The sequence below is a fragment of the Thiomonas sp. OC7 genome (assembly GCF_900634595.1).
GTDB classification, from domain to species: Bacteria; Pseudomonadota; Gammaproteobacteria; order Burkholderiales; family Burkholderiaceae_C; genus Thiomonas; species Thiomonas arsenitoxydans.
In genome coordinates this window covers 3,607,822-3,632,913 of record NZ_LR131953.1, presented here as the reverse complement: position 1 = coordinate 3,632,913, position 25,092 = coordinate 3,607,822, and the positions used below count along the sequence as shown (strand labels likewise).

The window sequence follows — 25,092 nt, the reverse complement described above, 5'->3', positions numbered from 1 at the left end:
CGTTGCACCGAAAATCATAGGCTCTTCGAATCCCCCGACGCGGCCGGGGCTTTCTCGCACAGGCGGGGGCGGGAAGCGGCGAGGTCGCGCCGGAGATTCCGTACCTCCTCGCGCAGCAACCGCAACTCGTCCTGGATGTCGCACTGCGCCTTCTTCTCGCTCTCGCCCACGAAGAACGCGGCGACGCCCGCAGTGACGAGCGAAAACACCGCGTAGCCGCCGGTCACCACCAGCACGGCCAGCGCCCGCGAGGCCGCGGTGGTCGGGACGAAGTCGCCGTATCCCACGGTGGCTGCGGTGGTGAACGCCAGCCACACGCCCTGGCCGTAGGTGCGGATGGTCGGCTCGATCCGGTAGAAGCCCACTCCCGCCAGCAGCACCGCTCCGGCCCCCAGCAGCACAGCGTAGGGAATCACGCTGTCGGAGAACACACGGCGGACATGGCCCAGCAGCCAGGCGAACACAGGGCGATGTAGAGCAGGTGGAGCAGGTGGACGATCGGCATCCAGCCCCGGTTGGCGCCGAGCAGCGCCAGCCCCGAAACCAGGACGATGAAGACCTTGAGCCAGTTGGCCGCGAGGTAGCGCCAGCGCCTGCGGCACAGCGTCGCCGTCAGCGCGGTCTCGGCGGCGAAGGCGGCGAAGATGAGCGCGTCGATGCGCAGCCCCCAGCCTGCGTACAGGGCATTGCCTTGCAGGTCCTCGAGGTAGAACGAGGGCATCGCCAGCAGGGCGATGCCGATCATCCACGGCGCAGCGAACCTGCCGAGCGCGCGGGCCGCGCGTCTCTCCCCCGCGGGAACGCCGTTGAAGCCGATCCAGGACGTGCGCGTCTTCATACCGTGCCGACCGCGGTCAGCGCCGCGGCCGACGCTGCTTCACCGACCATGGGACGCGCCTTTGCGTGTCGCGGGTTTGGCGGCAGCGGCAGGCTGCCCGGCGCCGTACAGCAGGGCGAACATCCGCTCGTCCTGGCCATCGCGCCATTCGCGCCATGCACCGATCGCCGCGCCCGTCCGGCGCACGGCGTCGCTCTCGCTGGCCATCAGCGGGTGCTCGGGCGGCAAGGGTTTGCGCCGCTGCCCGACCTGCCGGGCGAGTTCGCGCACCGCGCCCATCCACGGGTTGAACTCCCCGGACAGCAGCATGCGGCTGGTGCGCATGGGGTGCAGTCTCTCCAGGACCGCGGCGCTCCATGGGTTGGCCAGAGCGCGCACCAACGGGCCGGCCCAGTCGCGGTAGAGACGCTCGTTGGCCTCGGAAACCTGCCGCACGCGCTCGAACGCCTCGGGCGTCGCGGGGAACTTCAGGTCCTCCACCTCGCGCGGTTCGAAGCGCACGGCGTAGGCCGGTTTGCGCGAGTCGGGATCGCCCGAGGGATTGTCGATGCGCATCTCGTACAGGCCGGGCTCGAGCGATTCGATCTCGGCGAGGCTTTCGAGGATCGCGCGGTGCTCCAGCCGCGCCACCTTGGCCGAGACGAAGATGCCCAGGTGGCCGACGTGCGGGTCGATCAGGTAGACGATACGCTGGCCGGCGGCCTTCAGGTCGGCGGTGTCCTCGTAAACCGCCGGGATCCAGCCCAGCGCCTGGTGCGGCGGGGTGATGTTGTCGCCGTGCGAGGCGAAGATCACCAGCGGATTGCGGATGCGCCGCAGGTCGGCGAAGCAGCCGTCGCAGATTCGCACCCCGCCTTCCTCGAGCCGGTTGCCGATGAACAGGTTCTCGACGATGGAGAGGATCTCCTCGCGGCCGAGGAAGTAGAAGCTGCCCCACCAGCGCTCGAACTCCAGGAAGCGGTCGCGCTCGGTGTCGACCGCGACGAACAGGCAGGCGTATTTTTCCCACACCGCTTCCGGCTTTAGGGTCTCGAAGTTCTGCACCAGCCAGGCGCCGTCGAAGCGGCTGTCGCCGAGGTCGGCGAGCAAGTGGGTCATCCAGGCGCCGCCGACGAAGCCGCCGGCGATGCGCATGGGGTTGACCCCGGGCTCGCCCGCCCAGTACGACAGCGGCGAGCCATTGAGCACCGCCGGCCCGGCCAGCCCCTGGCAGTCCGCCGACAGCAGGGCAATGGCCCAGCCCGCCTGGCAATTGCCGTAGAGGACGGGTCGCGTTCCGGGGTGGCGCTCGGCCACGACCTCGACGAAGCGCCGCAGCGCATGCAGCACGTCGGCCAGCGTCTGGTCCGGGCAGGGCTCGGGGAAGAACACGACGAAGTACACCGGATGGCCCTCGCGCATCGCCATGCCGACCTCGGAGTCGCGCTTGAACCCGCCGATCCCCGGGCCGTGGCCGGCGCGCGGGTCGACGATCATCACCGGGGGCTTGGACGCGTCGGTGCAGCACTCCTCGCAGCGGTCCTCGCCAATGCGGGTGATGCGCAGCAGTGCGTAGTTGGCCGGGCGCTCGAAGCGGCGCGCGTCGAGCAGCGTCTCGTAGTCGAAGTCCAGCAGCGGCGGCTTGCCGGCGCGCTCGTGGGCGATCAGGTCGTCGGCGCGCTGGCGCAGCGTGTCCCAGAACAGGATCGAACGCTCGACGACGTCGCGCGCATAGTCCAGCGGGAGGAAGCCGGCCGCTGCCGGCGGTGCCGGGTTCGGCTCCGGCGCCGCCGGCGTTGCGGCGACGGCAGGCGCGGGAACCGGCGCGGGCGCAGCGGCGACTTGCGTCGGGGTAGCGGACCGACGGGGAGACTTGCGTGGGATCGCGTGCATGGGAAGCTCTTCCGGGCGCAGCCTCATTCGGTCAGCCGGGCAGCGAAGAAGTTGAACAGCGGGCCGAAGATCAGCGCCACGTACCAGCCGTAGCCGAAGCTCTCGCCCAGGCCGAGCAGGAAGCTCGGCCAGCTCAGCCAGGTGAATCCGGGCAGCAGCTTCAGCCAGCTCTGGTACATGGCCTGCCCGGGAACGAGCAGATCGAAGCCGACGCAGGCGGCGAAGGTGATGGCCAGGAAGATCCCCAGGCTCATGCCAAGGGCGACCACCGGCAGGCGCGGGCGATTGGCGGGACGCCAGGTTTCAGTGGGCATGGGAGTGCTCCTTCTCTTGGTCCGCCATGGCGTAGCGCTCGGGCGCAGCCTCGAACTGGTCGCGGTGCTCTGCGGAGCAGAACCAGTACGGCCGGCCGCGGTAGACGGCCGACCTGGCGGTGGCGGTGTCCACGCTCATGCCGCAGACCGGGTCGACCGCCTTGTCCGGCGCCGGGCCGCCGGAGGCGCCGCCAGCCCCTCCACCAGCGCGGTCGTGGCCCTCGTGTCCGCCGTGGCCCATGACGTGCGCCCCGCAACCGAAGCGCATCATCACGAAAAACACGCCGGCGATCAGCAGTAAGTACAGCAGTGTGCCCATGAGCCTGCCCTCCTCAGCTTGCACCGCGCATCGCAGACCCGGCCCATCCGCAGTCAGTGCGCGATTTCCGATTGCTCGATCCGAGTATAGGCATCCGTCGCTGTCCCGCGCATGACCATCCCATGACATCTGCGTCATGAATTTGCAAGGCGAAGCCGGACCCGATGCGGGGCTACCGGACCAGCACTTTGCCCAGCATCCCGGCCCGCATGTGGCCGGGCATGGTGCAGGCGAAATCCACCGCCCCGGCCTGGCCGAAGTGCCAGACCAGTTCGCCCTTTCCTCCCGGCGGCACGGCGACCATGTTGGGTTCGACGCCGTTGGCCATGTCGGGCATCGCCGCCATCATCTTCTCGTGCTCCTGGAGTTCGGCCATGGTCCCGATGGTCATCTCGTGCCGCATCTTCCCCTGGTTGACGAGGATGAAGCGGACGGTCTGCCCCCGCTGCACCTACATCGCGTCCGGTGTGAAGCGCATCGAATCGTCCACGGCGATCTCGATCGTCCGCGTCGCGTCGGCCACGACGCCCGGAACGCCGACGGCGGATAGCCGGCGAAAGGCCGCAAAAGAAGCGTGACGTTGCACAACTGAGCTATGCGGCTTTGAGCTGCCGCCGCAGCAGTCCCGACTTGGGTTCTTCTGACGCTGTACACAAAGGGCAAGGCGCGCAAGCCCTACGAGTTCGGGGTCAAGACGAGCATTGCGGGCGCCCATCAGAGCGGGCTGATGGTGGGCGCCCGGACCTTCCCGGGCAACCCCTACGATGGCCACGTGTTGAACCCGCAACTGGAACAGACGGGCATTTTGCTGGAGGGGACGGGCAAAGTGCCCAAGCAGGTGGTGGTCGACTTGGGCTATCGGGGCGTGGACAAGGACAACCCTGGCGTGGAGATCATCCACCGGGGCAAGTACAAGCCGCTGACGCTGCAACAGCGCCGATGGCTGAAACGCCGGCAGGCGGTGGAGCCGGCCATCGGGCATCTGAAATCGGATAACCGGATGGATCGCTGCTGGTTGCAAGGGGCCACCGGCGATGCGTTGCATGCGGTGCTCTGCGCGGCGGGCTACAACCTGCGCTGGTTGCTGCGGGCGATGGTGCGTCTGGGGCTGAAGGTCCTTTTATTGCGCCCTGAATTCGTGGCCGGGTTGGCCCACTTCCTGGGCTCCCCTGCGTCCGGTAATGTCAACGCGCTTAGATATGCGTTCGCTCATGCCAATCTCGGTGGCATCAGATGAATTTTGCAGGGCCGACTACTTCGCGTCAATAACGTGCCACTACAAACAGTTTCGGAAAAACACCCCACGGTGACATTCAACCCATTGATTCAACACATCTATCAACCGCCGACCATCGCTGAAATCTGCTCAGAACGTCGAACTTGGGTTGCCCAGGCCGTCGGGACGTTTCTTGATCAGGCTGCGCTTGGTGGCCACATGCCAGTTCACGTTCGGTGCGATCCGGCCGTCTTGCTGCGCGGCCGTGACCTCGTCGCGCTTGTCCACGCCGGTGTAACCCGCATCGGCAAAGACGTCCGCTTCCTCGCCATGCAGCAGTTCAGTCACATGCGACACATCGGCTGCGTGGGCAGCGGTGGTCACCCCCGTATGCGCCAGCCCCGACTCGGCATCGACGCCGATGTGCAGCTTCAAGCCGAAGTGCCAGTTGTTGCCCTTCTTGGTCGAGCGCATCTCGGGGTCGCGCGTGCCCTGCGCGTTCTTGGTGGAACTGGGCGCCGCGATGATGGTAGCGTCGATCAGCGTGCCACGCTTGAGCAGCAGTCTGCGCTCTTGCATGCCGGCGTTCACCCCGTCGAGCAGTGCGCGCGTGAGGTCGTGGGTTTCCAGCAGGCGGCGAAACTTCAGCAAGGTCGTCGAGTCAGGGGCGCGCTCGGTGCGCAGATCGATGCCGACGAAGCGCCGGAATGCCGCACTGTCGTACAGGGCGTCTTCCACGCCCTCGTCGCTCAAGCCAAACCACAGTTGGATGCAATACAGCCTCAGCATGCGTTCGGCGCCAATGGGCGGGCGACCGCGACGACCGCTCTTGGGGTACACCGTCTCGATGGCCTGCACCAGCTTGTCGCTGGCGTCGATCTCGCTGTTGGACTTGGCTGCCAGCGCCTTGAGCCTGGCATGCTGCGCCGGTCAAGATCGGCAGAGTCTTCAGCGTGTGGCTCACGGTTTTGCGCTTCATCGTGTTGCCTTTCGGTGCGGTCGGCGCGACGTGCCGAGATGGTGCGGATGATCTCAATGGGGTGGCCGTTCTCATCGGCCTTGCGCACGGTGTGCGTCACGCTATATCGTCATGTTGTCACTTTCGAGCACTCAAGCCGGGGACTGGCGGCGTGCGTGGGTGACGGCGAGCATGTCGATGCTGGTGGCCGTCACGCGGTAGAACACGATGTAGGTCGGGTGGACGACCATCTCCCGCGGCTGTGCAAACCAGTCGATGATCTTGTACAGGGGGATGCTCGGGTAGCGCCTCGGTGAGCTGGGTGATGCGCTCCAGCGGCCTTCCGGCAACAATCAGGGCGCACTCGCCGATGTCATCGATGACCTGGTGCAAGTTACAACGCCTCTTGCTCGGTAGAGTCGAACTCGGACACGGACACGATGATCAGACCAACCTACGCCATCGCAGAGACTGAAGGCTCAGCCCCTGGCCCCGGCTTCCAGTCCATGTCGCGCGCGTTGATCGGCTCGGCGCACTGATCACACACCAAAACCGGCTGTGACACCTTGCCGCAGGGCCTGTGCATCAACACCAACGGCGGCCCCTTGTCCTCGTCCAGCCAGCGGTCACCCCAGCGCATGAGCAGCACGATAGCTGGGTACAAGTCGACCCCCTTTTCCGTCAGCCCGTATTCGAAGCGCGGAGGACGCTCCAGATATTGATGCCTCTGTAGCAGGCCGTTGGCGACCAGCTTTTTGAGACGGTCGGTCAGGATGTTGGGCGCGGCCGCCAGGGTGGTCTGGAATTGATCGAAGCGGCGCACGCCAAAAAACGCTTCCCGCAGGATCAGGAAGGTCCAGGCGTCGCCAACCTGCGACAGCACGCGCTCGATCGAATCCACCCGCGGGCGTCGCTGCGCGACCGGGACCTCGGGGCGTGATCCGGTTGATTTCTTTTTATTAACTTGCATTTTGATAGCGTCTGTGTAACTATTCATTCGATTGTGACTGGTTGTGCGCCCAGGTGCAAGCCCGTCGCTGCAACACATCCCGAACTCAAGGAGCAAGCGGATGAGCAACGATCTGATCATTGAACAAAGCGGTGACGCCATGCTGCTGACGCTGAACCGTCCGCAGCGGCGCAATGCGCTGTCCATGTCCTTGTCCGCCGAACTGGTCGGCGCCTTCGAAAAGGCGCGCGACGCCACCGACATCAACTATCTGATCATCAAAGGCGCGGGGGAGCACTTCTGCGCCGGCGACGACATCACCGAAATGCCCAAGTGGGGCAATGCCAACGACGTCATGCGCCGCGTGCGCTACTACCAGCACATGGCGAATACGCTGGAGGAGTTGGACAAGATCACCATCGCAGCGGTCGACGGCATGGCCGTCGGCGGCGGCTTGGAGATCACCATGGCCTGCGATTTCGTCATTGCCACTGAGCGGGCTCTCTGGGGCATGCCGGAAGTGGATGTGGGCATTACCCCGGGCTGGGGCGGCACCACGCGCATGGCGCGCCTGATCGGTCGGCGCATGAGCAAGGAGATCAACCTGATCGGCGCCTTGCACGGTGCGCGCCGCGCCGTGGACCTCACCCTGTGGAACCGGGTCGTGCCGATCGGTGCACTCGATGCGGAAGTGAACCATTTGTTGGAGGTATTCCGGGTGAAGAATCACCAGGCCGTGAGACAACTGAAATTCATCATCAATCGGGGAGTGGAGTGCGATTTGTACACCGCGCAGGGCTTCGAGGCGTTGTCGGGCGCGCTCTCCGGCGCGGTCAACGGCGCCTGGCAGGTGCCGGATGCGGATCAGGGCAGCGGCGTCGTCGATTTCGCCAGCAAGAAGGGCAAGTGGGATCAACGGCGGCCGCTGGCGCGCAATTTCTGGGTCGACTGCCCATCAATGCAAACACACCCACGGGAATAACAATGAGCCATTGGACAACGGCCGACATGCCGGATCTGAAGAACAAGCTGGCGGTCGTCACCGGCGCCAACAGCGGCTTGGGGTTTCACACGGCGCTCGAACTGGCGCGCAACGGGGCGCAGGTGGTGCTGGCTTGCCGGGGACGCGAGAAAGCCGAGTCTGCAATGAACGCGATCAAGGTTGCAGTGCCCGGTGCGCAGCTCGAGTTCATGGCGCTCGACCTCGCCGATCTCGATTCCATCGCTGCATTTGCGAAGGCTTTCAAAGCCAGGCATCAGAAGCTGGATATCCTGCACAACAATGCCGGCGTGATGGCGCTGCCGCTGGTGCGGACCAAGCAAGGCTTCGAGATGCAGATCGGCACCAATCATCTTGGCCATTTCGCTCTTGCCGGCCTGCTGCTGGATGTATTGCTGGTGGCATCCGCCGCCCGCGTGGTCAGCACAGCGAGCCTTGCGCACAACTGGACGCGCAGCATGGACTTCGGTGACCTGAACTGGGAGCGCAAGCGCTACAAGAAGTGGGACGCCTATGGCAAGAGCAAGCTGGCGAACCTGCTGTTCACCTACGAGCTGCAGCGGCGCCTGAGCAAGGCGGGAGCCCGGGCGATCAGCGTTGCCGCGCATCCGGGTTACGCCGCCACCAATCTGCAAACCGCCGGGCCCACGATGGAGAAGTCCGCCTTGGGTCGGATGTTCATGCGGATGGGCAACGCGCTGCTGGCGCAATCCGCCGAAATGGGTGCGTTGCCCCAGCTCTACGCAGCCAGCATGCCGGATGTGCGCGGCGGCGATTACTACGGTCCGGACCGCATGGGCGGGAATCGGGGCTACCCCAAGAAGGTGGGCTCCAACCAAGCCTCGCGCGATGAAGACTCCGCGCGCCGCCTATGGGCGCTGTCCGAAAAGCTGACCGGCGTGCGCTATCTGAGCGAGTGATCCTTCAACTTGGGAACTGGTGTCGTCGCCTGCGGTAGATTGGATTGGTCTGCCCCGAGCGGGCAGTCGTCAGCGAGCGGTCGGGGGCGTGTGTCGCTCGGTCCGCATTGGCGCCAGTGAACCGCCTCGGGTTTCCGGAGGCGTTTTTGCTTGAGTCAAGCTGCAACAGCTTGCTCAGCAAGTTGACGATCGTAGTTGTCGGCGATGTCTCATCTGAGTTGTTCGCGCCGACGTCAGGTTGACCAAGGGGCCGAAATTGCGGTGACCAGGGAAGAATTGCGGGTGTTTCCTGTCGAGTGAGGACATGTACCCAAGGCGCATGGATCAACGATGCGTCGGCACACTGGTCAAATCCGAACGGTATACACATCCGCTTCAGTTCCGGGGAAACCACGACTCGCTCGATAAGCAGCTACTACCAGCTCAGGCGTGTACAGCGAACAATGGTGGAACCACATGCTCCAATGGAGACAATCACGATGAGCAAGATCCTGATGCTGTGCGGCGACTTCGGCGAAGACTACGAGGTGATGGTTCCTTTCCAGGCTCTGCAGGCTGTAGGCCACACCGTTCACGCCATCGCGCCCGACAAGAAAAGCGGCGATCACGTGATGACGGCGATCCACGACTTCGAGGGCCAGCAGACCTACAGCGAGAAGCCTGGCCACCGCTTCACCCTCAACGCCAGCTTTGGGGACATCGACCCCACCAAGTACGACGCACTGGTGGTGCTCGGCGGTCGTGCGCCCGAGTACCTGCGCATGAACACGCGCGTGGTCGAGATCGCGCGGCACTTTCTGACCAACAACAAGCCCGTCGCCTCCATCTGCCATGGCGCCCAACTGCTGGCCGCCACCGGCTTGATCAAGGGCCGCAAGCTCAGCGCCTACCCCGCCTGCCAGATCGAGGTCGAGTTGGCCGGTGCGGAGTACGTGGGCATCGCCATCGACGCGGCCGTGACGGACGGCAACCTGGTCATGGCGCCTGCCTGGCCAGCGCACCCGGCGTGGATCGGCCAGTTCCTGGCCGTGCTCGGCACGCGCATCAGCCTGTAGCATTCCAACCCACGGCCTCCTGGAGCCCAGCCATGTGCAAGATCTTCATCAGTGCCGACCCCACCAGCTATGAAAGCCGTACGCGATCCGTGCGCTTGCATGGGGTGGTCACCAGCATCAGGCTAGGTCGTGTCGTCACGAGATGCGCAGCCAGAGGACGATGCATCGAATTTGCACGGCGGCAACGAATGAGGCGACGTTTTTCGCGTAGCGCGTGGCGATGCCCCTCCATCGCTTGAGATGCAGGAAGGCGTTCTCGACCAGATGGCGCAGTTTGTAGAGCGCCTTGTCATATGCCCTGGGTTGCTTGCGGTTCTTGCGCGGCGGAATCACGGCTTGCGCACCTTGCTCTTGGGCTTTCGCCACGATGGCATCGCTGTCGTAGCCTTTATCGGCAAGTAGACACTGCATCCTGAATCCATCCATCAACCGCTCAGCCTCTGCGCAATCCGCTCGGGTACCTTCTGTAATAACCGCTCTGAGCGGCAGACCATGCGCATCCACGGCCAGATGTATCTTGGTGTTGAGCCCCCTTTTGTACGGCTCATGGCCTGATTGCCACCCCGCGCTCCTGCGGCGTGCGGATGGACTTTGCAATGGCTGGCATCCATCATGAGCCATTCGAAATCAGGCTCCTCAATGAACTGCTCGAGCAGCGACTCCCAAATGCCCTGGTCACGCCAGCGACAAAAACGCCGATGGGTGTTTTTCCACCCACCATACGAGGCCGGCAGGTCTCGCCACGGCGCGCCCGTGCGAAGAATCCAGAACACGGCATTGATGAATTGGCGGTTGTCCTGCGCAACCCCACCCCAAACCCCCGCTCGCCCCGGCAGATGGGGCTCGAGCAATTCCCAGTGCCTGTCTGATAGGTCGTGTCGATGAAGAGTCTCTGGCATCTCAATAGCGCGGTCGTTGCGAACAACGCCATCATGCCATATCTCGTGACGATACTATCTAGGGTTCCGCATGACATTCGCAGGGCTCGCCAGCCGCAGCGTGCTGCAGGTTCTGCATGATGCCGCAGTCGCTCGCCGTCCGGTTGGCCTGGCAGGTTTCGCGCAGCGCGTGCAACTGCTGCTCCAGCAAGCGCAGCGATTCGACCTGATGATGAATGCGCGCGATCTGCTGGTCGATGAGATGGTTGATGTCGTCGCACGCCGATTCAGGATGCTCCTGAAAGCTGCGCAACACGCGCACGTCCGGCAATCCCATGCCCAGCGAGCGGCAGTGGCGAATGAAGTTGAGCTGCACCAGGTGGGCGCTGGTGTAGTTGCGATAGCCGTTGCCCTCGCGCGCGGGCGCGTCCAGCAAGCCCTCGCGCTCGTAAAAACGCACCGTCTCCACATCGCAGTGGCCGCGCCGCGCCAATTCCCCGATTCGCATGTTGCATTCCCCTCTCGTGCAAGGCACTTGACCCTGTAGCAGGTACGGGCTGTTCAATGATCGCACTGTTCACCGAGATCCGCCATCATGAGCCAGCACGACCCCACCAGCACAGCGTTACGCCTGCCTGTCCAGGCGCAAGACCATGAGCCCGCATGTGACCACGATCATGCGCACGATCATGGTCACGACCACGGCCCTGATGCGCATACCCATGCCCACGCGGCGGCCGATGCCTGCTGCGCCCCGGCGACACAGACCGATTGCCTCACGGGGGTGTGCAACACCAATCCGGCACCCGAAGGGACCAGCCGGGTGCGCTACCGCATCGACAAGATGGACTGCCCGACCGAGGAGCGCCTGATCCGCAACAAGCTGGAGGCCATGCCCGGGGTTGTGCAGCTCGACTTCAACCTCGTGAATCGGGAGCTCACGGTGTATCACCGCTTGGATCAGCCCCAGGAGATTGCCGTGGCGCTGGACAAGCTGGGCATGGCACCCAATTTGCTGGAAGCCAATGCGCCGGTGTCCGTGCTTCCCCCCGCCCTGAGCCGAAGGCAAAAAGGTCTGCTCGCCGTGGCTGGCGCCGCCGCCGTCGCGGCCGAGGTCATCGCCTGGTCGAGCGGGCAAGAAGCCTCGTGGATGGTGATGGCGCTTGCCGCCGTGTCCATCCTCAGCGCCGGTCTGCCCACCCTCAAGAAGGGCTGGATCGCGCTCAGAAACCTGACCCTCAATATCAACTTCCTGATGTCCATCGCCGTGGCCGGGGCCGTGGCGCTCGGCAAGTGGCCGGAAGCGGCGATGGTGGTGTTCCTGTTTGCCGTGGCCGAGGCGATCGAGGCGCTGTCGCTGGAGCGTGCCAGGAACGCGATCAAGGCGCTCACGGCCATCGCGCCGGAAACTGCCGAGGTCAAGGCTGGCGAGGCCTGGGAGTCCAAGCCGGTGGCCGGGGTGGCGGTCGGCAGCCGCATCCGGGTGCGCACCGGCGCGCGGGTGCCGCTGGACGCACGCGTCGACTCCGGCCGCGCGGCGCTGAACCAGGCGCCGATCACCGGGGAAAGCCTGCCCGTGGACAAGCAAGCGGGTGACCTGCTGTATGCCGGCAGCATCGTGGCCGATGGCGTGGTGGAAGCCACCGTCACGGCCTCGGCTGGTGACAGCACCTTGGCCCGCATCGCCCTGGCCATCCAGAGCGCGCAGTCACAGCGCGCGCCGACCCAGCGTTTCGTCGATCAATTCGCGCGCTACTACACCCCCGCGGTGGTGGTCTTCGCCATCGCCGTGGCCATCCTCGGCCCGCTGCTGAGCGGCGGCGGCTGGAGTTCCTGGCTGTACGAGGCCCTGGTCATGCTGGTCATCGCCTGCCCCTGCGCCTTGGTGGTGTCGACCCCGGTCACGGTGGTCAGCGGCCTCGCGGCGGCGGCCCGGAGGGGCATCCTCATCAAGGGCGGGGTGCATCTCGAAGGCGGCCGGCTGCTCAAAGCCGTGGCGCTCGACAAGACCGGCACCCTGACCCTCGGCAAGCCCGCGCTGACCGATGCGATCCCGCTTGGCGATATGCCGATCGCGCAAGCCCTGCGGATCGCCGCCAGCCTCGATGACCACAGCACCCATCCGGTCGCCCAGGCGCTGGTCGCCGGTTGGCGCGCGCAGCAGCCGGGCGCCGCAGTCATGCCTGTCGATGATTTCGGCGTGCTGCAAGGGCGCGGCGTCAAAGGCAGCATCGCCGGTCAGGTTTGGCATCTGGGCAATCACCGCCTGGCTGAAGACATTGGGGTCTGTTCGGCCGCGCTGGAGGCGCAGCTTGCCGTGCTGGAGCGTGCCGGCAAGACCGCCATCGTTTTGTGCGACGCGGTCGGCCCGGTGGCCGTGTTTGGCGTCGCCGACACCCTGAGGCCGCAAAGCGCGCAGGCCATTGCGGCCTTGAAGGTGCTGGGTGTTGAGCCGGTCATGCTGACCGGCGACAACCCGGCCACGGCACGGGCGATTGCCGTCGAGCTCGGCATCGCCGATGCGCGCGGCAATCTGCTGCCGCAGGACAAGCAGGCCGCCGTTGCCGAACTGCATGCGCGCTACGGCTCGGTCGGCATGGTCGGCGACGGCGTGAACGATGCGCCGGCGCTGGCACGCGCCAACATCGGCTTCGCCATGGGAGCGGCCGGCACCGCCACCGCGCTGGAAACCGCCGATGTGGCCATCATGGACGACGACCCGCGCAAGATCGCCGATTTCATCCGCTTGAGCCGGCGCACCGCCGCGATCCTCAAGCAGAACATCACCCTCGCGCTGGGCATCAAGGCGGTGTTCTTCGCCTTGGCCCTGAGCGGCGTGGCAACCCTGTGGATGGCGGTGTTCGCCGACATGGGGGCCAGCCTGCTGGTGGTGTTCAACGGCATGCGGCTGCTGTCGCTGCGCCGCGCAACGGCTTGATGTTCTGGGTTCATGGTTTCACAACAAGAAGATGCAGTCATGAAATGTCCCGTCTGCAAGGAAAGCACCTTGGTGACGACTGAACGCTAGGGCATTGAAATGGATGACTGCCCGCAATGCCGCGGCGTTTGGCTCGATCGCGGCGAACTCGACAAGATCATCGAGCGCAGCCAGCGACAGGAGGCGGCCAACGCACCACAGCAAGCGGGCCGTTCATCGCCACAGCCTGAAAGTGATGGCCAAAACGACGGCCACCACGGCGGTGGCAAACATCAGGGGCGCTATGGCCCGATGCAGGGCCGCAAATCGTTCTGGAAAGAAATTTTCGACTGAGACTGCAAAGCTCTCTTGACCGCCCAAGTGTGCTGGTGAGGAGGGCATGCGCAATTTCCAACAAAATGCTCGGTCCCGGCGACCATTTTTTGCTGCGCTTGCGACGAAACTCTTGCTCGAAGTGATGCGCCGGGCGTTGCCGCTCCTCACGATGGCCGGATTTTCCCTTGGTGTGGCTGTCATGCTGGGGCTGAAAATGCTGACGGAAACGCCAGCGCAAAAAGCCTGGAGCAGGCGCCGGCATTTTTCCTTGGCTTTCTCGTCCCGCTCGTGATCGAGGTGCTCGTCCGGCGTTGGTACATTCAGCCGCCTTGCATCCGGGGCTGCAGGCCACGCCGGGTTCGGAGGCGGCGAGCCAAGCGTTCGACTCACCGCCCCGGTGTGCGCAATAGGACTGTGCTGGACTTGCCGTCGACATGACTCTTGCGCTTGGTAACGGATCGAACTGCGGCGTGAGCCGAGCGCCAAGGCGCTCAGCCGCCCGTTGATCTCAGAGTCTGTGAACATTTGATTTTGATGGCACGAATGCTGCGTGTCTTTGGGCATGAGCAATATCACGAACGAAGCGGGAACGAACGGGCACACGGGTGCCCTGTTTGAGGGCTTGGCGGTCCCTGCGGACAGTGCGGCTGCTCTGAAGCGCAGTAAGCCCCAAGGGACGCCGCGGGAGCAAAGCGCGATGCGCAACCAAGTCGAATGGCGGGCCTGCGATCTTGACTCGACGCTGCCGGCCGATCATCAGGCCCGTGCCGTCTGGGCCTTTGTGCAGTCGCTCGATCTTCAAGCCCTGCACGGACAGATCCGCGCCGTTGAGGGCGGCGTCGGACGCGCGCCCATTGATCCGGCCATTCTGATGGGTCTGTGGCTGTACGCGACGCTGGACGGTGTGGGCTCGGCGCGCGAACTGGGTCGGCTGTGCGACAGGGATGACGCCTACCGCTGGCTGTGCGGCGGGGTGGGCGTGAACCACCACACGCTGGGCGATTTCCGGGTCGAACATGCGCAGTGGTTGGACGGCCAACTCACCCGCAGCGTGGCGGGTCTGCTGTCGCAGGGGCTTGTCAGCATGAACCGGGTGGCCCACGACGGCATGCGCGTGCGCGCCCAGGCGGGTGCGGCCAGCTTCCGGCGCCGCGAGACCTTGGAGCAACTCATGCAAGACGCGCAGGCCCAGGTGCAAGCACTCAAGCAGGAGGTGGGCGACGATCCGGGGGCCGGCACCCGCCGCGTGCGTGCGGCGCGCCAGCGTGCGGCCACCGAGCGCGAACAACGCATTGCGCGCGCCATCGAGGCGATGGCCGAGATCGACAAGAGCCTCTCGGGCAAGGGCAAGAAGGCCCGAGCCAACAGCACGCAGGCCGACAGGGCACAAGACGAGCCGGCGCAACCCCAGGCGGCCCCGACCACGCAACCCGTGGGCGAGCAATGCGCCGAGGAACAACCCAACGAGGCCAGGCGCGCCAAGAAACCCAAGCAGCCGCGCGTGAGCACCACCGACCACGAGGCGCGTGTGATGAAGATGGCCGATGGGGGCTTTCGCCCGGCGTTCAATGCGCAACTCGCGGTGGACACCGCCACCCTGATCATCACCGGCGTGGACCTCATCAACTCGGGCAGCGACATGAACCAGATGCTGCCCATGCACGCGCAGCACCAGGACCGCTATGGTCAAGTGCCCGCGCAGTGGTTGACCGATGGGGGCTTTGCCCAGCACGCGCACATCGAGGAACTCGATGCGCGCGCCACCCAAGCGTTCGCGCCTGTGGTGGCGCCCAAGGCCCCGCAACGTGATCGCTATGCTGCGCTGCCCGGCGACAGCCAGGCGCTGGGCCAGTGGCGCCAGCGCATGGGCACCGAGGCGGCCAAGCGAATCTACAAGGAACGTGCTGCCAGCATCGAGTGCGCCAACGCCCGTTTGCGCAACCGCGGCTTGCAGCGCTTGAACGTGCGCGGAATGATCAAGGCGCGCGCCGTGTTGCTGTGGCATGCGCTGGCCCACAATTTGAAGCGGATGATGGCGCTGAACTTCGCGTTCGCGCCCTGAGAGGCCGGCAAGGGTCGGCGCGGGCTGCGTTTGCGCTCCACCAGGCCCTGCATCAACGCCAAGCTCGTCCCAACAAACAAACGGCGGCTCGAATCGACTCGTCGCGCCCGTCCGCAGCGCATGGGCGTCTCGATGCGTTGAGATCATCGCGGAAGTTGAAACGTTCACAGGCACTCACTCGGCATGGCCGGCAAATCCCATCTGCTGTCCGCCCATCATGCCCAGGCGCTGGTTGGCGATGCTCCTTTGCTCGGGACTCAGCACGGCGTAGAGATGCTTCAAGGCCTTGGTCATGGCCTCCATGCCGGTCAGGCGTTGCTGCAACAACTGCGTGCGCGCCTGCATGCGATCGGGGGCGGTTGCGTTCGCCTCCCGCAGCTTGCCGCGCATGGTTTGCATGGCCTCGGCTTGCTGCTTGGCCTGGGTGGCGAAGGCTTGCCAGGCGGGTTCCTGCGCGGCGGTGATGTTCAGCGCGGCCTTGGTGTCGGCCAGATGGCTGTCCACCATCGCCGCGGTATCACCCCAATGCATCATGCCTTCGGCCATGCCGCGCTGACCCATGATGCCCTCGCTCATCATGCCCCCGCCCATCATGCCTCCACCCATCATGGACCCCGGCTCCATGCCGGCGGCGACGCCCGACATGCGATATGCGCCCATGCCGCCGGATTGCGCAAAGGCCGTACCGATGGCGGCGGCGGACAAGACGGCGGTGATGCCGACAATGACTTTCTGACTGCGTTTCATGGTGCTGCTCCTGTCTGAATTGAGCGAATGGTCCGTGGGACGATCCCGCCGGGCCAGATGGAAGGAAGTCCTTCGCAACGGTTCCCATTTCAGCCTCGGCATGTAAGCGCGCCATGTCAACAAAACACTTTTTTGTATCGCACTGCCCGCAATCCTGGCGTTGACATGCTGCGTTACATTGTTTTTTCCTGGGCACCCGGCCAGCCGGCCAAAATCGGCGCATGGAAACCTCCGACCACATCCTGATCGTCGACGACGACGCCGAGATTCGCCACCTGCTGAGCGCTTATCTGCAGAAGAACGGCTTGCGCGTGACGGCTGTTGGCGATGGGAAGGCCATGGAGCGCGCGCTGCTGGCCTCCGGCGTCGACCTGATCGTGCTCGACCTGATGCTGCCAGGCGACGACGGCCTGACCCTGTGCCGAAACTTGCGCGCCAAGTCCGACATTCCCATCCTGATGCTGACGGCGCGCGGCGAGGAAACCGATCGCATCGTCGGCCTGGAAATGGGTGCCGACGACTATCTGCCCAAGCCCTTCAGCGCGCGCGAGTTGCTGGCGCGCATCAAGGTCATCCTGCGTCGTGCCCGCAGCCTGCCGCGCAATCTTCAGCCGGAAGAGGCGCGCCAGGTGCGCTTCGCCGGCTGGACCCTCGACACCGCGCATCGCCACCTGGTTTCGCCCGCCGGCGTGGTGGTCGCGCTGAGCGGCGCCGAGTACCGGCTGCTGCGGGTTTTTCTGAGTCACCCGAACCGGGTGCTCAACCGCGACCAGTTGGTCGATCTGACGCAGGGCCGTGAGGCCGATCCGCTCGATCGCAGCATCGACGTGCAGGTCAGCCGCTTGCGCCAGCGCCTGGGCGACGACCCGCGCGACCCCGCCCTGATCAAGACCGTGCGCGGCGCCGGCTATGTCTTGTCGGCCCCGGTCGAGGGAACGGCTTGATGCGCCTGCTGCCGGCGTCGCTGTTCGGGCGGATGATGTTGATCCTGTTCAGCGGCCTGGTGCTCGCCCAGATCCTGAGCGCCTCGATCAATTTCGCCGAGCGCGATCGCCTGCTGTTGCGCAGCAGCGGCATGCAGTCGGCGCAGCGCATCGCCGACATCGTCAAGCTGCTCGATTCCCTCGGCCCTGCCGAGCAGCAGCGCATCGTCACCATCCTCAGCGTGCCGCCGCAGGTGGTAAGACTGGAGGCAGCGCCGCAGGCGCCGAGTGCCGCGGCGCTGGACAACCCGCATGCCGCCATGTTCTCGGCTGCGCTGCATGTCGCGTTAGGCGATGCGCGGCCGCTGCGGGTTTCCGTCCGGCAGGCCGCGCCGGGCGCCAGGCCATCCGGGCTCGAGTCCGGCCGCCAGGGCATGATGGGCGAACATGCGGGCATGGCAGCGGCGATGTCGGCAGCCATGCCGGGCATGCCGGGCATGCCGGATATGCAGGCCATGAGGCCCTTCATGGCATCGGGCTTGATGTTCCTGACCCAGGTGCAACTGCGCGACGGCAGTTGGGTCGCTTTCGACACCCAGTTGCCACAAGGCCCGGCCAGCACGCCGTGGCGACTGCTGCTGACCCTGTTGGTGCTGCTGCTGACGGTGCTCGTCCTGTCGTACGCGGCGGTGCGCTGGATGACCCGGCCGCTGGCGGTCCTGGCCTCCGCCGCCGATGCCCTGGGCAAGGACATCAACCGCCCGCCGCTGCCCGAGACCGGGCCGACCGAGGTGAGGCGTGCCGCGCATGCGTTCAACATCATGCAGTCCAGCCTGGTGCGTTTCATTCAGGACCGCACCCGCATTTTCGCCGCCATGTCGCACGATCTGAAAACGCCCATCACCCGCATGCGCCTGCGCACCGAACTGCTGGAAGACGCCGACTTGCGCCAGCGCTTCGACAAGGATTTGCGCGAGATGGAGCTGATGGTGACGCACACGCTGGATTTCATGCGCGGGCTTGAGCCACCCCAAGTGGCGCGGCCGATCGACATCACGGCGCTGCTCGAAAGCCTGCAGGCGGACAACCAGGACATGCACCGCGAGGTTCTCATCGAAGGTCGCGCACGGGCCCCCTATGTCGGCGACCCGGAGCGGCTCAAACGCTGCATCTCCAACCTGATCGACAACGCCATCCTCTACGGCAGGCAGGCGCGCATCATCGTCGAAGACGGCCCCGCGGCCCTCACCCTTCGCATCCGGGACCAGGGCCCTGGCATCGCGCCAGACGAACTCGGCAAGGTGTTCGAGCCGTTCTACCGGCTCGAAGCATCGCGCAGCCGCGAGACCGGCGGCACCGGCCTGGGGCTCGGCATCGCCCGCAACATCGCGCGCGCGGCCGGTGGCGATGTGACCTTGCGCAACCACCCGGATGGCGGCCTGGAGGCCACGTTGCACCTGCCGCGCAAACCCGGCTATCTGAATGCTTATTGATTCGGTCCTATGAAGATTGAACTGTCAGCCATTCGGCCGTCCCCGCTGGGACGTGAGCCGGGTGCCGGGCGTGTACTGAAGCCCGAGCAAGAAGAGCAGACACGTCGCACCATGATCGACAAGCGCCCCGAGCAGTTGAGGATGGATTTCTGCCCAGGGAGCCGTGCTGCCGTGGACCTGCTCATCGAGCGGCAGCATGGCATCAAGCGCCCGTGCGCACGGTGGGCAAGTACTTGGCACGGTGGGGATTTACCCCCCCAGAAGCCCATCAAGAAAGCCTACGAGCAACCCACGGATACGAGCTTGATTCATCGCCGCGCCTTGCCACGCCGCATCACCCGGCCGATCTGAATTCATCCGCAGCACATGACATTGGCGACCACACGAACGGCCGGCCGCAAATCCCAAGCCGATCGCCTATCCTGCACGGCCCTTCAGGGATATTTCGCCATGCCATCCCGACGCATCCCGGTGCTCATCGTCTTCGCCGCGGTCCCTCTTGGCCTGCTGGTCGCCGTCACCCTCGACTGGCTCGAAGAACGCGAGCTGCGACGCGAAGAACGCCGCGCACGCCTGTCCCGTGCGCAGAACCGCCCAGGGCCTGCGTGGCCGCCGCAGACCTGAACCGGCCCCCTGAGCGCGACTTGCATCGCGCAGATCGCATGCTGTGATGGTGATCACCAACCTTTTCTGGAGATCACCATGCAAACCGATTTCGATTTCGATTCCGACTCTGCTTCCCTCCCGCATGCAGGCCTCGCTGCTCGGCTGCGCGACCTGACCCTGGCCCTGTTCTGGAGCGACGCCGCAGCCGGCGTGCGCGGGTGCCGGCGCCTGGCACAGCGCGCGGCCCGCGCCGGCATGCCGCTGCAGCAGGCCCGGCTCCGCGCCACACACCGCCTGCTGGCTGGCATGGTCGTCGTGACGCTGTGCACGCCGCCTCTGGTCATCGCCCTGGCCGTGGCCGGTCATGTCTTGGTGGGCAGCTCGGCGGAAGGACGCCACCTGCTGCTGGCCCTGAGCCTGGCCATCGGCCTGCTGTACGGCCATGGGGTGCTGCAACTCGGGCGGGCCGATGCCTGGTGGCGGGCGCTGTATCGCAACGCGGGGATTGCTGTCCAGGCCCTGCCCTTGCGCAGCGTGCTGGCGCCGTGGCGGCCCGAGGTGCTGGACGCCTCGATCCGGCATCCCTGGACGCAGGCACGCCGCTGGGCCTGGGCTGCGGGGGTCAATTTGCTGATCTGGGTCGGCATTCTGGCCTGGCTGCCGGCCGACAGCCCCCGACTGGTCAGCTTCTGGCTGGCTGGCCTGGGGGTTCTGAGCATGACTTGGCTGCTCGAGCACCATCACCGCTGGATGCTCCGGGCAATCGAGGCCTTCATCGCCGCCGACGATGCTGTGTGGCGCTGAACCCGTTGATTTTCGTCGCGCGGCGTCTGCCATGCATCTTCCGAAACGACCTCTCCATGAGGACGATGACCTGGCTCCGGACGCGCTCGCGGTGCGTCCGCAAGGTTGCCCACGTCATCCGGAGATTCGCATGTGTGAAGACCGTCCCTCCGCTCTGTTGATCCCGCTCGTTGCCGCAGGCGCCCGCAGCGCAGCGTCCACCCGCAGCGGCAGACGCTTCGTGCTCGTCGTCGGGCACGAGCGTCAACCGATCAGCCAGCGCTGGCGCGCAAACTCGAATGCGAGGGCTATATCCGGCCCCTGTGCCGATGGAGCGGCAAGACCCTTGGTTGTCCAGCACCTGAGGCGCCGTGCGGGCGAGGTGATCGCCCGAAGGCCGATCCACGCGCGCGCCCCTGACCAGGGTACGAATGCGAAAAAACACGTCGACGATCTCACTGTTGCATCCGATTGCATCTTTGGCTCTTGCCTTCATGGGCCTGACACGCGCGATACCTAGCGTACGAGTTCCCAGTTGTGCCACTCATCGGAGGAATCCATGAATCTCAAGTTTGGAAAGACTTTGCTCGCCGCTGCAATGCTGTCCCTTGCCGTTTCTGCCAGCGCTGATGCAATGCATGGCCGTGACCACGAGCGCGAAATTCCGCGGTTCGACCACGTCTTCATCATCATGATGGAAAACACCGGTGCCCAGAACGTGGTTGGCAATCCCCAGATGCCAATGATCAACCGCCTGATCAACACCTTCGGCTACGCCGACAACTACTACGGTGTCACCCACCCGAGTTTGCCCAACTACGTGGCCGCGATTTCGGGCTCGAACTGGTGGAGCCAGAGCGACGATCCGACACAGCAGTTCAATCACAGCAACATCGTCGATTCCCTGAATGCGCGCCACATCTCTTGGGCGGCGTACATGCAATCGATCCCCTATGCGGGATTCACGGGGCAGTTTTCTGCTGGGGGTGCAAGCTCTGCTTTGTACGTCCTCAAGCATGATCCATTCATGCTGTTCAAGAACGTCTACGCCAACCCGCAGGAAGCATCGCATGTTCAGCCGCTTCGAAATCTGACCCAAGCCCTTCGTATCAGTGATGTTGCCAAGTATGTTTGGATCACCCCTGACGTTTGTCATGACATGCACGGCATGTCAGGTTCAGCGTGCCCCTACAGCAACACCCAACTGCTCTACAGCCAGGGCGACGCATTCGTTGGTCAGATGGTCAAGGCGATCATGCAGTCGCCGATCTGGAACAACGGCAACAACGTCATCTTCATCACCTGGGACGAGGGCGACTACGACGGAAACACGGCTAACGGAGGCTGGGCCAATACTCAGGGCGCTCCGGACAGCCCTATTTTGCAACCGGGTGCGCAGGTCTTCCCACAAGGTGGCGTCTACGGGGGAGCCAATGTGCCGCTGATCGCGATTTCCAGCATGCATCCATATCACATGGTGGATCATCAGGCGACGAATCACTATTCGATGCTCAAGACGATCGAGGAGTCGTGGGACCTTCCCTTGCTCGCCTTCACCAGCGACGACCAGGTGAGTGACTTAGCCTCATTCTTTGCAAACTGATACGCCGATCTATCCGCCCTTGAACAGGGAGCTTCTTGCTTTCCATTCGGGGCGAATCGGCAATGTCGGCATGGAGTGTCTATCCAGCCAACTTCCTTATGCTCACTCCAACGCTCGCGGCGTCCAGCTTGGTGGTAACGCGCGACACCATGTGCATGATGCAAAGCTGCACCAGGAACTCGGGGAACAGCCGGAGACACCGTCCACCAAGTTGACTGGCCCAAACTTCGGGCCATCCCAAGTGATTTTGGGCGTCATGCATGCCTTCAGTTCATCTGGCACATCGACCTCCTCGCCGAGCTTCGATGCGACGTAGCAGCGCATCGCGGCGATGTTGTTGACAGCTTGCTGGATCAAAATCTTACAGTCCAACAGGCGACCCTTGATCACGTCATCGACGTAGATCAGCTTGTCGTTGGCGCTGATGCCGCCAACGAACAGATCGTTGACCCGATGGTGGTGCCCAACGATTTCCGCGCAGAACCCCGTGTCCAGGGATAAAGGCCGCTCACAACTTGGATACATGGCCGCAGTCCATCTTGAGGTTTTATTTCCTTGCTTATATCGCTTGGCATCTATCGGTATGAGAAGACTGTCGTTTGCTTTGGTGCGGCCCGTCCCTAGGATTCGACCGTCATCATCAACCCCAGAAAAGCTCCACTGATGCATGCCCAAGCCACTCTTTTCGGCCTCGCCGCGGGCGCCCTGATCGGCGCCACGGGGGTTGGCGCGGGCTCGTTGGTGACGCCATTGCTGCTCGGCGTGTTCCGGCTCGACCTGCCCGTGGCGATCGGCACCGATCTGTGGTTCGCCGCGCTGACCAAGCTATCCGGGGCCGTGGCGCACCACCGCCATGGGCATGTGGATCGCCGCATTGCCGGGCTGATGCTCGCCGGCAGCCTGCCCGCGGCGCTCGCCACCCTCGTGGCGATGCATGCCTCGGGTGCGGACAAGGCCTGGTTCGGCGTGCTCAGCCTGGCCCTCGGCGCCGCCTTGCTGCTGACCGCCGCCGCGGTGATGTCACGCGGGTTCTGGCAGCGGCTGGCGCTGCGGCTCGAAGCGCGCTTGCCGCCGTCGCGCAAGCCGGGCTTGACCATCGCCCTCGGTGCGGTGCTGGGGGTGCTGGTCACGCTGAGTTCGGTCGGTGCCGGTGCCATCGGCTCGCTCTGCATCCTCCTGCTTTATCCGCGTTTGACGGCGCGGCAACTGGTCGGCACCGACATCGCCCATGCCGTGCCGCTGACCCTGGTGGCGGGCATCGGCCATGCGGCGCTGGGCCATGTCGATTGGCCGCTGGTGCTGGCGCTGCTGGTCGGCTCGGTTCCAGGCATCTGGCTCGGCGCCCAACTCACCCGTTTTCTTCCCGAGCGCATGACCCGCGTGCTGCTCTCGGCCACGCTGGCGTTCGCCGGCTTCAAGATCATTGCCTGAGCGCCATGTACCAGTACACCGATTTCGACCGCCGCTTCATTCGCGCCCGTGCCGCCCAATACCGCGACCAGCTCGAGCGCCATCTGGCCGGCAGCCTGAGCGACGAGGAGTTCAAGCCGCTGCGCCTGCAAAACGGCTGGTACATCCAGCGCCATGCGCCCATGCTGCGCGTGGCCATTCCCTACGGCGCGCTGGCGAGCCAGCAATTGCGCGCCCTGGCCGACATCGCCGAGGAATACGACCGTGGCTACGGCCACTTCACCACGCGCCAGAACCTGCAGTACAACTGGATCGCCCTGGCCGACAGCGCCGACGTCATGGACCGCCTCGCCGCGGTGGACATGCATGGCATCCAGACCAGCGGCAACTGCGTGCGCAACATCAGCAGCGATGTGTTCGCCGGCATCGCGCCGGACGAAATCGTCGATCCGCGGCCGTTCTGCGAGATCCTGCGCCAGTGGAGCACCCTGCACCCCGAGTTCGCCTACCTGCCGCGCAAGTTCAAGATCGCCGTGAGCGGCGCGCGCGAAGACCGCGTCGCCGCCGGCTGGTACGACATCGGCCTGCAGGCACTGAGCGACGAGCACGGCCAGATCGGCTTTCGCGTGCAGGTGGGCGGCGGCATGGGTCGCACGCCGATGATCGGCGACGTCATTCGCGATTTTCTGCCCTGGCAGCAGTTGCTGGTGTACGTCGAGGCCATCCTGCGCGTCTACAACAGCTATGGGCGGCGCGACAACATCTGGAAGGCGCGCATCAAGATGCTGGTGAAGGCCGAAGGAGCGCGCTTCACCGCGGCCGTCGAGCGCGAGTTCGCCGACATCCTGCAGCGCGATCCGGGCGGTGCCGCCCACCTCATCACCCTGCACGAACTCAACCGCGTGGCTACGCAGTTTGCGCCGCCTCACGGTGTGCGGCCGGATGCGCCGGATGCGACCGCTGCCCTTGCCACAGCGCCCGCGCACGAGCCGGCGTACCTACGCTGGCTGCAGCGCAACGTGCACACGCACCGCATCCCCGGCTTGCGCGCCGTGACCCTGTCGCTCAAGCGCGCGGGCCAGGCGCCGGGCGACGTCACGGCCCAGCAGATGCGCGCCGCCGCCGACCTCGCCGAGCGCTACAGCCACGGCGAACTGCGCGTGAGCCACGAACAGAATCTGGTGCTGCCCTGGGTGAGCGCCGCCGCCCTGCATGCGCTGTGGCGGGATGCGCGGGAAGCCGGCTTCGCCACGCCCAACATCGGCCTGCTGACCGACATGATCGCCTGCCCCGGCGGCGATTTCTGCTCCCTGGCGAATGCCCGCTCCATTCCCATCGCGGCGGCCATCACCGAGCGCTACACCGACCTCGACGAGCTGTTCGACATCGGCGACATCGACCTCAACATCAGCGGCTGCATCAATTCCTGCGGCCATCACCACAGTGGCCATATCGGCATCCTTGGTGTCGACAAGGACGGTGCCGAGTGGTACCAGATCACCGTTGGCGGCGGCGATGGCTCGGAGGTTGGCGGTGCGGCCTCGCCCGGCAAGATCATCGGCCCCTCGTTCGCGGCCGAGGAAGTTCCGGATGTGGTCGAGGCCTTGATCGCCCTGTATTTGCGGCAGCGCCAGCCCGGCGAGCTGTTCATAACCTTCGCCCGCCACGTCGGTGCGCAGCCGTTCAAGGCTGCGGCCGATGCCGTGCGCCGCGCGATCGCGACCCAGGAACACCCCCAGGCCGCTGCCCCGCAGCAGTCCGCACCCGAAGGAGATGCGAAAACTCCGGGCGGCCGACCGGCTTCGCATGAGCGCCCCCAAGGTCAGCTAGCCGACCCGCCATCCATGGGGGTTAAGAAAACTTGGGGCGGCCCTGCGTTTTCTTGAGGATCTC

At 65.1% G+C, this 25,092-nt stretch carries 25 protein-coding genes and 5 pseudogenes; 18 read left to right on the top strand and 12 right to left on the bottom strand.

Features of this window, described 5'->3' with window-relative positions; all coding sequences use genetic code 11:
- Window positions 1-14 precede the first annotated feature (14 nt).
- The 6 genes from BIO17B3_RS17520 to BIO17B3_RS17495 form a co-directional block, all read right to left on the bottom strand.
- Entirely contained in the window at window positions 15-464 is a 450-nt protein-coding gene (locus BIO17B3_RS17520) for a potassium channel family protein (protein ID WP_050985967.1), read from the bottom strand.
- Window positions 413-838 (bottom strand): hypothetical protein, encoded by a 426-nt coding sequence (locus tag BIO17B3_RS17515; protein WP_013106967.1) that lies wholly within the window; start codon window positions 836-838, stop codon window positions 413-415. The genes BIO17B3_RS17520 and BIO17B3_RS17515 overlap by 52 nt, the downstream gene beginning before the upstream one ends.
- Before the next feature lie 39 nt (window positions 839-877).
- Window positions 878-2,710, bottom strand: a complete 1,833-nt coding sequence (locus BIO17B3_RS17510; protein ID WP_172978989.1) for a DUF3141 domain-containing protein — start codon at window positions 2,708-2,710, stop codon at window positions 878-880.
- Window positions 2,711-2,733: 23 nt separating this feature from the next.
- Window positions 2,734-3,024 carry a DUF5676 family membrane protein gene (locus BIO17B3_RS17505; RefSeq protein WP_013106969.1) on the bottom strand — a complete coding sequence of 97 codons (291 nt, stop codon included), beginning with the start codon at window positions 3,022-3,024 and terminating at the stop codon, window positions 2,734-2,736.
- Window positions 3,014-3,343 carry a YHS domain-containing protein gene (locus tag BIO17B3_RS17500; protein ID WP_050986058.1) on the bottom strand — a complete coding sequence of 110 codons (330 nt, stop codon included), beginning with the start codon at window positions 3,341-3,343 and terminating at the stop codon, window positions 3,014-3,016. The genes BIO17B3_RS17505 and BIO17B3_RS17500 overlap by 11 nt, the downstream gene beginning before the upstream one ends.
- Before the next feature lie 172 nt (window positions 3,344-3,515).
- Complete coding sequence (locus BIO17B3_RS17495) at window positions 3,516-3,734, bottom strand: hypothetical protein (RefSeq protein ID WP_172981022.1); 219 nt, start codon at window positions 3,732-3,734, stop codon at window positions 3,516-3,518.
- Between BIO17B3_RS17495 and BIO17B3_RS17490 the strand changes: the two genes are divergently transcribed.
- Both BIO17B3_RS17490 and BIO17B3_RS17485 read left to right on the top strand, forming a co-directional pair.
- Complete coding sequence (locus BIO17B3_RS17490; RefSeq protein WP_157869590.1) at window positions 3,718-3,921, top strand: hypothetical protein; 204 nt, start codon at window positions 3,718-3,720, stop codon at window positions 3,919-3,921. The two genes, BIO17B3_RS17495 and BIO17B3_RS17490, sit on opposite strands and share 17 nt — an antisense overlap.
- A 77-nt stretch (window positions 3,922-3,998) precedes the next feature.
- A pseudogene (locus BIO17B3_RS17485) lies at window positions 3,999-4,580 on the top strand (transposase); the annotation flags it as partial.
- Window positions 4,581-4,736: 156 nt separating this feature from the next.
- Here BIO17B3_RS17485 and BIO17B3_RS17480 read toward each other — a convergent pair.
- Both BIO17B3_RS17480 and BIO17B3_RS17470 read right to left on the bottom strand, forming a co-directional pair.
- Window positions 4,737-5,423, bottom strand: a pseudogene (locus BIO17B3_RS17480) (IS5 family transposase); the annotation flags it as partial.
- A gap of 548 nt (window positions 5,424-5,971) precedes the next feature.
- Window positions 5,972-6,418 (bottom strand): helix-turn-helix domain-containing protein, encoded by a 447-nt coding sequence (locus tag BIO17B3_RS17470; RefSeq protein WP_013106970.1) that lies wholly within the window; start codon window positions 6,416-6,418, stop codon window positions 5,972-5,974.
- Window positions 6,419-6,626: 208 nt separating this feature from the next.
- On the opposite strand from BIO17B3_RS17470, the gene BIO17B3_RS17465 reads away from it, so the two are divergent.
- The 4 genes and pseudogenes from BIO17B3_RS17465 to BIO17B3_RS19295 form a co-directional block, all read left to right on the top strand.
- Window positions 6,627-7,448 (top strand): enoyl-CoA hydratase/isomerase family protein, encoded by an 822-nt coding sequence (locus tag BIO17B3_RS17465; RefSeq protein WP_172978990.1) that lies wholly within the window; start codon window positions 6,627-6,629, stop codon window positions 7,446-7,448.
- A 2-nt stretch (window positions 7,449-7,450) separates the two neighbouring features.
- Window positions 7,451-8,386, top strand: coding sequence for an oxidoreductase (locus tag BIO17B3_RS17460; protein WP_094161301.1), 936 nt, complete (start codon window positions 7,451-7,453; stop codon window positions 8,384-8,386).
- Window positions 8,387-8,865: 479 nt separating this feature from the next.
- Complete coding sequence (locus BIO17B3_RS17455; RefSeq protein WP_013106973.1) at window positions 8,866-9,441, top strand: DJ-1/PfpI family protein; 576 nt, start codon at window positions 8,866-8,868, stop codon at window positions 9,439-9,441.
- Window positions 9,442-9,473: 32 nt separating this feature from the next.
- Window positions 9,474-9,566: pseudogene (locus BIO17B3_RS19295) on the top strand (aryl-sulfate sulfotransferase); the annotation flags it as partial.
- A 10-nt stretch (window positions 9,567-9,576) separates the two neighbouring features.
- Here the strand turns inward: BIO17B3_RS19295 and BIO17B3_RS17450 are convergent.
- Both BIO17B3_RS17450 and BIO17B3_RS17445 read right to left on the bottom strand, forming a co-directional pair.
- Window positions 9,577-10,340: pseudogene (locus BIO17B3_RS17450) on the bottom strand (IS5 family transposase).
- A 58-nt stretch (window positions 10,341-10,398) separates the two neighbouring features.
- On the bottom strand, window positions 10,399-10,827 hold the full coding sequence (locus BIO17B3_RS17445; protein ID WP_156054962.1) for a Cd(II)/Pb(II)-responsive transcriptional regulator: 429 nt from the start codon (window positions 10,825-10,827) through the stop codon (window positions 10,399-10,401).
- 87 nt (window positions 10,828-10,914) lie between these two features.
- Here BIO17B3_RS17445 and BIO17B3_RS17440 point away from each other — a divergent pair, with 87 nt between their 5' ends.
- From BIO17B3_RS17440 to BIO17B3_RS17425, 4 genes are all read left to right on the top strand, one after another.
- On the top strand, window positions 10,915-13,257 hold the full coding sequence (locus BIO17B3_RS17440; RefSeq protein ID WP_156054961.1) for a heavy metal translocating P-type ATPase: 2,343 nt from the start codon (window positions 10,915-10,917) through the stop codon (window positions 13,255-13,257).
- Window positions 13,258-13,356: 99 nt separating this feature from the next.
- Window positions 13,357-13,590, top strand: coding sequence for a zf-TFIIB domain-containing protein (locus BIO17B3_RS17435; RefSeq protein WP_232054332.1), 234 nt, complete (start codon window positions 13,357-13,359; stop codon window positions 13,588-13,590).
- A 46-nt stretch (window positions 13,591-13,636) separates the two neighbouring features.
- The gene (locus BIO17B3_RS17430) at window positions 13,637-13,864 is read left to right on the top strand and encodes a hypothetical protein (protein WP_141202419.1); all 228 of its coding nucleotides are present in this window, start codon (window positions 13,637-13,639) and stop codon (window positions 13,862-13,864) included.
- A gap of 270 nt (window positions 13,865-14,134) precedes the next feature.
- The gene (locus tag BIO17B3_RS17425) at window positions 14,135-15,634 is read left to right on the top strand and encodes an IS1182-like element ISThsp22 family transposase (RefSeq protein WP_076611973.1); all 1,500 of its coding nucleotides are present in this window, start codon (window positions 14,135-14,137) and stop codon (window positions 15,632-15,634) included.
- A 174-nt stretch (window positions 15,635-15,808) separates the two neighbouring features.
- Here BIO17B3_RS17425 and BIO17B3_RS17420 read toward each other — a convergent pair whose 3' ends face one another.
- Complete coding sequence (locus tag BIO17B3_RS17420) at window positions 15,809-16,381, bottom strand: Spy/CpxP family protein refolding chaperone (protein ID WP_013106981.1); 573 nt, start codon at window positions 16,379-16,381, stop codon at window positions 15,809-15,811.
- Between the two features lie 221 nt (window positions 16,382-16,602).
- Here BIO17B3_RS17420 and BIO17B3_RS17415 point away from each other — a divergent pair, with 221 nt between their 5' ends.
- From BIO17B3_RS17415 to BIO17B3_RS17390, 6 genes and pseudogenes are all read left to right on the top strand, one after another.
- Window positions 16,603-17,325 carry a response regulator gene (locus BIO17B3_RS17415; RefSeq protein WP_094161292.1) on the top strand — a complete coding sequence of 241 codons (723 nt, stop codon included), beginning with the start codon at window positions 16,603-16,605 and terminating at the stop codon, window positions 17,323-17,325.
- On the top strand, window positions 17,325-18,797 hold the full coding sequence (locus BIO17B3_RS17410) for an ATP-binding protein (RefSeq protein WP_041609031.1): 1,473 nt from the start codon (window positions 17,325-17,327) through the stop codon (window positions 18,795-18,797). Before BIO17B3_RS17415 ends, BIO17B3_RS17410 begins: the two co-directional genes overlap by 1 nt.
- 48 nt (window positions 18,798-18,845) lie before the next feature.
- Window positions 18,846-19,085: pseudogene (locus BIO17B3_RS17405) on the top strand (winged helix-turn-helix domain-containing protein); the annotation flags it as partial.
- A 162-nt stretch (window positions 19,086-19,247) separates the two neighbouring features.
- On the top strand, window positions 19,248-19,421 hold the full coding sequence (locus tag BIO17B3_RS17400) for a hypothetical protein (RefSeq protein WP_013106984.1): 174 nt from the start codon (window positions 19,248-19,250) through the stop codon (window positions 19,419-19,421).
- Between the two features lie 78 nt (window positions 19,422-19,499).
- A complete protein-coding gene (locus BIO17B3_RS17395) occupies window positions 19,500-20,207 on the top strand; it encodes a hypothetical protein (protein ID WP_094161291.1) in 708 nt (235 codons plus the stop codon).
- A 538-nt stretch (window positions 20,208-20,745) separates the two neighbouring features.
- A complete protein-coding gene (locus tag BIO17B3_RS17390) occupies window positions 20,746-21,789 on the top strand; it encodes an alkaline phosphatase family protein (protein ID WP_013106987.1) in 1,044 nt (347 codons plus the stop codon).
- A 102-nt stretch (window positions 21,790-21,891) separates the two neighbouring features.
- Here the strand turns inward: BIO17B3_RS17390 and BIO17B3_RS17385 are convergent, their stop codons facing one another.
- Window positions 21,892-22,458, bottom strand: coding sequence for a hypothetical protein (locus BIO17B3_RS17385; protein WP_141130616.1), 567 nt, complete (start codon window positions 22,456-22,458; stop codon window positions 21,892-21,894).
- Here BIO17B3_RS17385 and BIO17B3_RS17380 point away from each other — a divergent pair.
- Together BIO17B3_RS17380 and BIO17B3_RS17375 are read left to right on the top strand one after the other, a co-directional pair.
- Window positions 22,453-23,220 carry a sulfite exporter TauE/SafE family protein gene (locus BIO17B3_RS17380; RefSeq protein ID WP_013106989.1) on the top strand — a complete coding sequence of 256 codons (768 nt, stop codon included), beginning with the start codon at window positions 22,453-22,455 and terminating at the stop codon, window positions 23,218-23,220. The two genes, BIO17B3_RS17385 and BIO17B3_RS17380, sit on opposite strands and share 6 nt — an antisense overlap.
- A gap of 5 nt (window positions 23,221-23,225) precedes the next feature.
- Window positions 23,226-25,085 (top strand): nitrite/sulfite reductase, encoded by a 1,860-nt coding sequence (locus BIO17B3_RS17375; protein ID WP_156054960.1) that lies wholly within the window; start codon window positions 23,226-23,228, stop codon window positions 25,083-25,085.
- Window positions 25,086-25,092: the final 7 nt, after the last annotated feature.